This is a genomic window from Pseudomonas sp. BF-R-01, assembly GCF_019946615.1.
In the GTDB taxonomy this organism is placed as follows: domain Bacteria; phylum Pseudomonadota; class Gammaproteobacteria; order Pseudomonadales; family Pseudomonadaceae; genus Aquipseudomonas; species Aquipseudomonas migulae.
In genome coordinates this window covers 41,258-49,166 of sequence record NZ_JAGYFX010000047.1, presented here as the reverse complement: position 1 = coordinate 49,166, position 7,909 = coordinate 41,258, and the positions used below count along the sequence as shown (strand labels likewise).

The following is a 7,909-nucleotide window of genomic DNA, read 5'->3' as shown; positions in this document are numbered from 1 at the left end:
CGACCATAGAGCATTGGAACCACCTGATCCCATCCCGAACTCAGCAGTGAAACGATGCATCGCCGATGGTAGTGTGGGGTTTCCCCATGTGAGAGTAGGTCATCGTCAAGATTAAATTCCGAAACCCCAATTGCGAAAGCAGTTGGGGTTTTGTTTTAGTAGAAGTCACCAATTTTGCTGGCACGTTACGGCGTAACGGGCTGGTCACAGAATTTCTTGACGACCATAGAGCATTGGAACCACCTGATCCCATCCCGAACTCAGCAGTGAAACGATGCATCGCCGATGGTAGTGTGGGGTTTCCCCATGTGAGAGTAGGTCATCGTCAAGATTGAATTCCGAAACCCCTGTCTGCTAACGCAGACAGGGGTTTTGTCGTTTCGGGCTCGTTAATATCTCGATTGCCTGTCTAGGAAAAACAAAAAAGCCAGCCCCTGAACATCAAGGGCTGGCTTTTTTGTATGCCGAGTATTTAGAACTGATAGCTCACTGTGGCGGTTTTCGATCAGTTGCCCACCTGGCGCACAAATTGATCGAGCACATCGCTCAAAGGTCCGGCGGCAACGTTGTAGCGCTGGCTGCTGACTGCCGCTCCAACGTCACCCACCATCGGGTGCGGTAGCGCAGTTGCACGGGCAAGGTCTGCGGAAGGATGGCCAGCAGTTTGTCGGTGTCCTCCAACCGGAAGACACCGGACAGCCGCAAGTCGGCGATATCTGTTGCGCACGTCAGATAACCAAGGCGGTAGCGCCCGACCTCATGCAGGAAATCGCCAAGACGCATGTTGCGGGTGACGATCAGACCGTCGACCCAGGCGCCGACATCCATGGCCTGCGGTGGTGCCAAACGTGCCCGCTGATGATCAATCACATAGTTCTGACCGGCCTGCACCTGAATCGGCATGCCATCGGCAGGCAGTGGTGAATGGATCGCGACCATGCCGCTGGTCACGCTGAGCCGCGTGCAGTCCGCTTCCTGGCGAAGGATGAAACGTGCGGCGACGCCCTCATACACACCGTGGTGACTGTGCACGCGTAGCGGTCGATCCAGTGAAGATCCTTCATCGGCCCCGCCGCACGTCACGATGATTTCGCCACGGGTCAGTTTGATCCGACGCTGGTGCGCGGTGTAGTCCAGATCCACTGAGCTGGCGGTGTTCAGTTCCAGTCGCGTGCCATCCGGCAGCTGGAAACCACGGCGCTCGCCCGTAGCGGTGGCGAAATCCGCGGTCCACTGTTGCCAGCCCGTCAGATCCCTGCCCAGCCATGCTGCCGATCCCATCAACAACGCACCCGACAACAGTTTCAAGGCCTGGCGCCTGCCCAGTCCTTGAGCACTGTTTTCCAGCGTGTTGAAGGCGACGTGGGCACCGGGTACCGCATGCAGATTGTTGCTGAGTTCGGCGTGCAGCGACTGCACCCGTTGCCAGGCCAGTTCGTGCTCCTGATGTTCTGCCCGCCAGACATCGCATTGCTGGCGCAGCCTGGAATTGCTCGCGTTGTTTCGCAAGCGCAGCAGCCAGTGGATGGCTTGTTTGACCACCTGTTGATGAGGTTCGCCACGCCGACCCAGTGCCGAATTATCCACAGGCATCATGTTGGGTACCGCAGCAGGTAGCAGTGATAGAGCGAATCAGCGACATAGCGCTCCACCGAACGTTGAGAGTGAGCCCTTCGGCTGCATTAGCCCGAACGTCACAAATGATAATTACTCGCATTGTTGTCAAGGGACGGGGAATTTGCAACTGCCGCTCGAACAACCGTCATCACACCAATGCTACTCAAGCGCTCTAGCACGCCGTTCGGCGGGTATCTGACGGAAATACCGGTCATTTCGTACATGCCCCTAAGATTTATCCCGCCTGTGCCGACAGACTGGTGAGACATGCGTGCACCAAAGTAGAGCGGTCTTAGAGCCGCTTGAGCTGTACATGGAATGTTGCAACCCGGAACGCATCCCCACTTTCTGCATAGAAGCCCTATGAAATGAATCTCAAGTTCAGCCATAAAATCCTGTTGGCCGCCTCCGGCGTCGTGGTGCTGGCTTTTGCGTTGTTCACTTTGTACAACGACTATCTGCAGCGAAATACCATTCGGCAAAACCTCGAATCCTCCGTTCAACAAGCCGGCGACCTGACCGCCAGCAGCGTGCAGAACTGGATGAGCGGCCGCGTGCTGGTGCTGGAAAACCTCGCGCAAAACGTCGCTCATCAAGGCGCCAATGCCGATCTGCCGGGGCTGGTTGATCAGCCGGCCTTCACCTCCAACTTCCAGTTCACGTACGTCGGCCAGACTAATGGCGTGTTCACTCAGCGCCCTGACGCGAAGATGCCGGATGGCTACGATCCGCGTCAGCGTCCCTGGTACAAGCAAGCGGTTGTCGCTGACAAAACCATGCTGACCCCGCCTTACATGGCGGCCGTCGGTGGGTTGGTCGTGACCATCGCCATGCCGGTGAAAAAGAATGGCGAGTTGCTTGGCGTGGTCGGCGGTGACCTGAGCCTGGAAACCCTGGTGAAGATCATCAACTCGGTGGACTTCGGCGGCATTGGCCATGCGTTTCTGGTCAGTGCCGACGGCCAGGTGATCGTCAGCCCGGACAAAGACCAGGTCATGAAGAACCTGAAGGACATCTACCCCAACGCCGGCCTGCGCATCGAGAAGGGCAATCAGCAAGTCACCCTGAACAACCAGGAACGCATCCTCTCGTTCACCCCGGTCAACGGTTTGCCGAATGCTGCGTGGTACATCGGTCTGTCGATCGATAAGGACAAGGCCTACGCACCATTGAGCCAATTCCGCACCTCAGCGTTGATCGCGATGTTTATCGCTGTCACCGTCATTGCGGTGCTGCTGACCCTGCTGATCAACGTGCTGATGCGCCCGTTGACCACCATGGGTCGTGCGATGCAGGACATCGCCCAGGGCGAAGGCGACCTGACCCGACGTCTGTCCGTGGAAAGCAAAGACGAATTCGGCGAACTGGGCGGCTCCTTCAACCAGTTTGTGGAGCGAATTCACGCGTCGATTTCCGAAGTGTCCTCGGCAACCCGGCAGGTCCATGACCTGTCGCAACGGGTGATGGCTTCGTCCAACGCGTCGATCGTCGGTTCCGACGAACAAAGTGCGCGCACCAACAGCGTGGCGGCGGCAATTAACCAGTTGGGCGCCGCCACCCAGGAAATCGCCCGCAACGCCGCCGACGCTTCGCAGCATGCAAGCGGCGCGAGCGAGCAGGCCGATGACGGTCGTCAGGTGGTGGAAAAAACCATTCTGGCCATGACCGAGCTGTCGCAGAAAATCAGCCTGTCGTGCACGCAGATCGAAACCCTGAACGCGAGCACCGACAACATCGGGCACATTCTCGATGTGATCAAAGGCATCTCCCAGCAGACCAACTTGTTGGCGCTCAACGCCGCCATCGAAGCGGCACGCGCCGGTGAAGCCGGTCGTGGTTTTGCGGTGGTGGCGGACGAGGTACGCAACCTGGCGCATCGCACGCAGGAATCGGCCGAGGAGATTCACAAGATGATCACGTCGCTGCAGGTCGGCTCGCGTGAAGCGGTGACCACCATGAACGCCAGTCAGGTCTCCAGCGAAGAGAGCGTTGAAGTGGCAAACCAGGCGGGTCTGCGTCTGGTCAGCGTGACGAAGCGCATTGGCGAAATCGACGGGATGAACCAGTCGGTGGCGGCAGCGACCGAGGAGCAGACGGCGGTGGTGGAAACCCTCAACGTCGACGTTAACCAGATCAATCTGCTGAATCAGCAGAGCGTGGCCAACCTCAATGAAACGTTGAAGGATTGCGATGCATTGTCGTTGCAGGCGAATCGGTTGAAGCAGTTGGTTGATAGCTTCAAGATCTGATTCAGGTCAGATCACCGCGTTATCGTTCTTCGCGAGCAAGCTTCGCTCCTACAGGTTACTCGATACCTTGTAGGAGCGAGGCTTGCCCGCGAAGAGGACTGGCGCATCACCGAAAAAAGTGTGTCCTACGCAAACAACTTCAACACATTATTCATCGCATCATCGGCAAACCCCTGCACAAAATCCTTGAACCCCGGCAGTGCCTCGGCGCCACCCTGAGCCGGCTCGGCGATGATGGTCCATGTTGCTCGGGACTTACCTTCACCCAGCACCTCAACCGTCATCGCCGCCCACAAATTGGCCACGCCCAAGGTGTTGTAGATCGTGGTCCAGGTCATGCTCCGCGCCTGGTCATCCCGCGAATTGAGTTGCTCGACCACCAGGTTGCCGTCCTTGAAGAATTTCTTGCGCAGTGATGACACGCCTTCGCCGGTCGTCTCGATGTGCGACAACGCCGGGATGAATTGATCGAAGCCGGCAAAGTTGCCGACCACCGCCCAGACTTTTTCGGCCTGCGCCGGCACGTCCACCGAAGACACGACGAGGCAGCCTTGTGGGTTTTTGATCAGGGTATCGGGTTGCAGGTTTTTCATGGTTTTGCTCCGTTTGAGTGATTCAGATGAAGTTGATTTCTTTGAGGTAGTCGCAGCCGCGACGCAGCAGCGCCGGGGATTTTTCCGGGTAGTGCGCGCCCATCTGCCGCACGCCGGCCTGAGCGTTGTCATGGCCGATCATCGAGATGTCGCCGATGTCTTCTTCGAAGCCGTTGAGGTAAAAACCGAGCACGCCGAACAGCGCGTTGTCGCTGTCGACCCGGCCCAATTGCTGCTGCCAGTCGGAGACGCTGACCATGGAAAACTCCCGACCCGCCTCACGAAAGGACGCGACGTAATCGTCCCAACTCAGCGGCTCGGGGTTGTGCAGGTTGAACACCGCTTTTTCCGCAGAATATCGGCTGGCGTGGAAGGCGATGAAACGGGCGAGAAAGTCCACCGGCATCAGGTCGAAATTCAAAGCGAATTCCGGCACCTGGCCGAGCTGGATCGAGCCTTTGAGCATCAGCATCAAACGGTTTTTGTGCGGCTGGCAGACGCCGCTCAGGCTGTTGAAACTGATGTTGCCGGGGCGGTACAGATTGACCCGAACCCCGCGCTCCCGAGCCCTTTCCAGGATCCGTTCGCCGACCCACTTGGACAGGTTGTAGCCATTCTTGATGTAGATCGGCGGAGTCTGCGCGGCGGGCAGTTCGAGCACCCGGCCATCAGCGGAAATCGTGCTCGAAGCCGACAGCGTCGAGACGAAATTGAAGATTTTTTTACTGCGTCCTTCGCACAGGCGCAGGCACTCGAAGATTGGCTCGACGTTGTCCCGCGCCAGCGACTCGTAATCCAGCACGTGATTGACGTTGGCGGCGTTGTGCACCAGCGCGCCGTACTCGCGATCCAGGCGCTCATAAACATCCACCGCAAGCCCCAGCGAGGGCTGTGTGATGTCCGCCGAGTAAACCCGCACCCGGCTCAAATCCAGATGCTCCAGGCGGTTTTCCCGCAACGCGTGGGCGAAGCGTTCCGCCGCCGATTGTCCGCTGCCATCGCGCACCAGACACGCCACTTCGCTGGCGCCCCACGCCAACAACGCTTCGACAATATGCACACCGACAAAACTGTTGGCGCCGGTGACGATCACCTTGTGTACATCACCCATGCGACTGACGGGCAGCGGCTCGATATCCAGTTCGCGGAAGGCATCCGCCATGGCCTGTTCGCTCAGCACTTCCTCTGTGCCGGAGCCGCGCACCAGTGTCGCCAGTTTCGCGATGGTCGGCAGTTCGATGAAGCGGTTGATCGAGATGCTGCGACCGAACTCTTCACGCAGGCGCAACAGCATGCGCGACAGCAGGATCGAGTGGCCGCCCAAATTGAAGAAACTTTCGTCGGTGGAAATGTCGCTGGACGGCAACTCCAGCAGCTCGGCCCAGATCTCCAGCAGCAGCGCTTCATCGGCACTGGCCGGCAAGCGTCGCTCGGTGTTTTCGGCGATGCTGACGGGCAGCTCCAGCAGGGCCTTACGATCGACCTTGCCGTTGCTGGCAAATGGCATGCTCGCCAGTTCGGTCCAGGCGGTGGGCTGCATGTAGTCCGGCAGAAACTGGGTGGCGTGTGCTTTCAGCGCTTCACGCGCCGCGCCGGGTAGCGCTTCTTGAGGCTGGGCTAGGAACGCCAGAATCCGCCGCTGGCTGTCGATGACCACGGCCACCTGGCGGTACAGCTGACTGTCGCGCAGGCAACGTTCGATCTCCTCCGGCTCGACCCGAAAGCCGCGAATCTTTACCTGATTGTCCCGGCGGCCGCACAGCTCGATGCCAGCGTCGGTCCACTTCGCCATGTCGCCGGTGCGGTAGGCCCGCAGGTGCTCACCGCTCGGCAGGCTCACGTTCAAATAGCGCTCGGCGGTCTGTTGCGGATTGTTCAGATAGCCCAGGCAGACACCGGGCCCGACGATGTACAACTCGCCGACGGTCTGTTCGCCCACCGGCTGAAAATCCTCGTCGAGGATCAGCACCTGACTGTTGGCAATAGGCGCACCGAGGGTGCGATTGCTGTCGCCGGCGCGCAGTTGCCGCGCGGTGATCAGCACCGTCGCTTCGGTCGGGCCATAGAGGTTGTAGAGGTTGCCCTGGCGGGTGAGCTGCTCGATGACATAGGGTTCGCACACATCGCCACCGGTCATCACATGATCCAGCACCTGCAACTGCTCCAGCGGCAGAATGCTCAACAAGGCTGGTGGCAGAAACGCGTGGCTCAAGCGTTGGTGGCGGATCAGTTCCACCAGTTGCAGCGGATCACGGCGTTGATCATCGCTGGGCACGATCAGCTCGGCGCCCTGCAACAGGGTCGGGAAAATATCGATCAGCGACGAGTCGAAACTCAACGACGAAAACTGCAGCGCCCGGCTCTGCTCCGTCAGTTGCACATAGTCGGCGTACCACGCGGTGAAGTGCGCGAGGTTGGCCTGGCTGAGCAACACGCCTTTGGGATGGCCAGTGGTGCCGGAGGTGTAGAGCGCCATGCACGGCGCATCGAGGTCCGGGCGCTGGCGCATCAACGGTTGATCGAGATCCACGCTGTCGAAGGCGATCGCGCTGATGTCCAGGCTGAGCATCTCGGATGCAAGAGGATGCTCCCCGTCGTGCAGCAGCAACACGGCACCGGCATTCGACAGAATGTAGTGCTGACGTTGCAGCGGATGGCTCGGCTCCAGCGGCAGATACACCGCGCCGCTGCCGAGAATCGCCAGAATCCCCGCATACAACGCGCTGCATTTCGGCAGGCAAATGCCGATCACCCACGGCCCGTCGAGTTGTTCGAGCATTGGCTGCAAACGCTGCTGGATGGCGCGGCTGTGAGCATGCAGTTGGCGATAGCTGAGGGACGTGCCGGCAAGGTTCAGCGCCGGTCTTTCGGCGGACTGCATGAAGCGCTGTTCAAGCCGCTCGATCATCGGCACTTGCGCGAGTTGCAGCAACCGAGGATCAGCGGTGGAATTGAGCCGATGGACGAAGGCCAGGCGCTCCAGGAACCGCAGGCTTTCCAGCCGCTCGAAATGCACCGGGGTCGCTGGCTCGGCCAGTAGAAAATAGTCGGCGTCCCGCGAGAAACGACTGACCAGCAGCGCTACGTGGTCCACCAGCTCCGCCACCGCCCGCACACACAATGCCTGGCCGTTGCCCGAAGGCTCGTCGGCAATCGGCACGCGCGTGAGCAGCGTCGAACCGTGCAGGCATAGCAAGTCCAACGTCACAAGACCTGAAGTCTGCGGCTCGCCGATGCCCAGTTGCAGCGTCAGTCGCGATGTCGCGCCGAAGTCCTCAAACGGCAGGCTTGTGTCGTCGATCAGCAAATCGAACGGTCCCGCCGCAGGCTGACCAACTGCCTCAAGCCGCATCAGTGAATGACCGTGTTGTTCGAGCTCCAGCGCCAGGTCGGTCAGGGCCTGGCTCTGCCCGATGAGCAGAATGTCGAGACGTCTCATGATGTGCTCCT

Annotated in this window: 4 protein-coding genes, 2 rRNA genes and 1 pseudogene; 3 read left to right on the top strand and 4 right to left on the bottom strand. The window is 59.5% G+C overall.

Annotation, left to right across the window (positions count from 1 at the left end):
- A 5S ribosomal RNA gene (gene rrf, locus KGB27_RS18315) occupies positions 1–111 on the top strand; the annotation flags it as partial.
- 104 nt (positions 112–215) lie between these two features.
- Positions 216–331: ribosomal RNA gene (gene rrf, locus KGB27_RS18310) — 5S ribosomal RNA — on the top strand.
- 215 nt (positions 332–546) lie between these two features.
- On the opposite strand, the gene KGB27_RS18305 is transcribed toward rrf (KGB27_RS18310), so the two are convergent.
- Together KGB27_RS18305 and KGB27_RS31605 are read right to left on the bottom strand one after the other, a co-directional pair.
- Entirely contained in the window at positions 547–1,593 is a 1,047-nt protein-coding gene (locus tag KGB27_RS18305) for a FecR domain-containing protein (protein ID WP_223555620.1), read from the bottom strand.
- A pseudogene (locus KGB27_RS31605) lies at positions 1,593–1,676 on the bottom strand (RNA polymerase subunit sigma); the annotation flags it as partial. The pseudogene KGB27_RS31605 and the gene KGB27_RS18305, both read right to left, overlap by 1 nt.
- 309 nt (positions 1,677–1,985) lie before the next feature.
- Between KGB27_RS31605 and KGB27_RS18300 the strand changes: the two are divergent.
- Positions 1,986–3,866, top strand: coding sequence for a methyl-accepting chemotaxis protein (locus KGB27_RS18300; RefSeq protein WP_008024479.1), 1,881 nt, complete (start codon positions 1,986–1,988; stop codon positions 3,864–3,866).
- 125 nt (positions 3,867–3,991) lie between these two features.
- Here the strand turns inward: KGB27_RS18300 and KGB27_RS18295 are convergent, their stop codons facing one another.
- Both KGB27_RS18295 and KGB27_RS18290 read right to left on the bottom strand, forming a co-directional pair.
- A complete protein-coding gene (locus KGB27_RS18295; protein WP_008039596.1) occupies positions 3,992–4,459 on the bottom strand; it encodes an SRPBCC family protein in 468 nt (155 codons plus the stop codon).
- Between the two features lie 22 nt (positions 4,460–4,481).
- Positions 4,482–7,898 carry a non-ribosomal peptide synthetase gene (locus tag KGB27_RS18290; protein ID WP_223555617.1) on the bottom strand — a complete coding sequence of 1,139 codons (3,417 nt, stop codon included), beginning with the start codon at positions 7,896–7,898 and terminating at the stop codon, positions 4,482–4,484.
- Positions 7,899–7,909: the final 11 nt, after the last annotated feature.

What these genes read in the sequence shown, in the direction of transcription:
- KGB27_RS18300 (WP_008024479.1), top strand. Translation starts at nt 1,986, where the DNA reads ATGAATCTCAAGTTCAGCCATAAAATCCTGTTGGCCGCCTCCGGCGTC.
- KGB27_RS18305 (WP_223555620.1), bottom strand. Translation starts at nt 1,593, where the DNA reads ATGCCTGTGGATAATTCGGCACTGGGTCGGCGTGGCGAACCTCATCAA.
- KGB27_RS18295 (WP_008039596.1), bottom strand. Translation starts at nt 4,459, where the DNA reads ATGAAAAACCTGCAACCCGATACCCTGATCAAAAACCCACAAGGCTGC.
- KGB27_RS18290 (WP_223555617.1), bottom strand. Translation starts at nt 7,898, where the DNA reads ATGAGACGTCTCGACATTCTGCTCATCGGGCAGAGCCAGGCCCTGACC.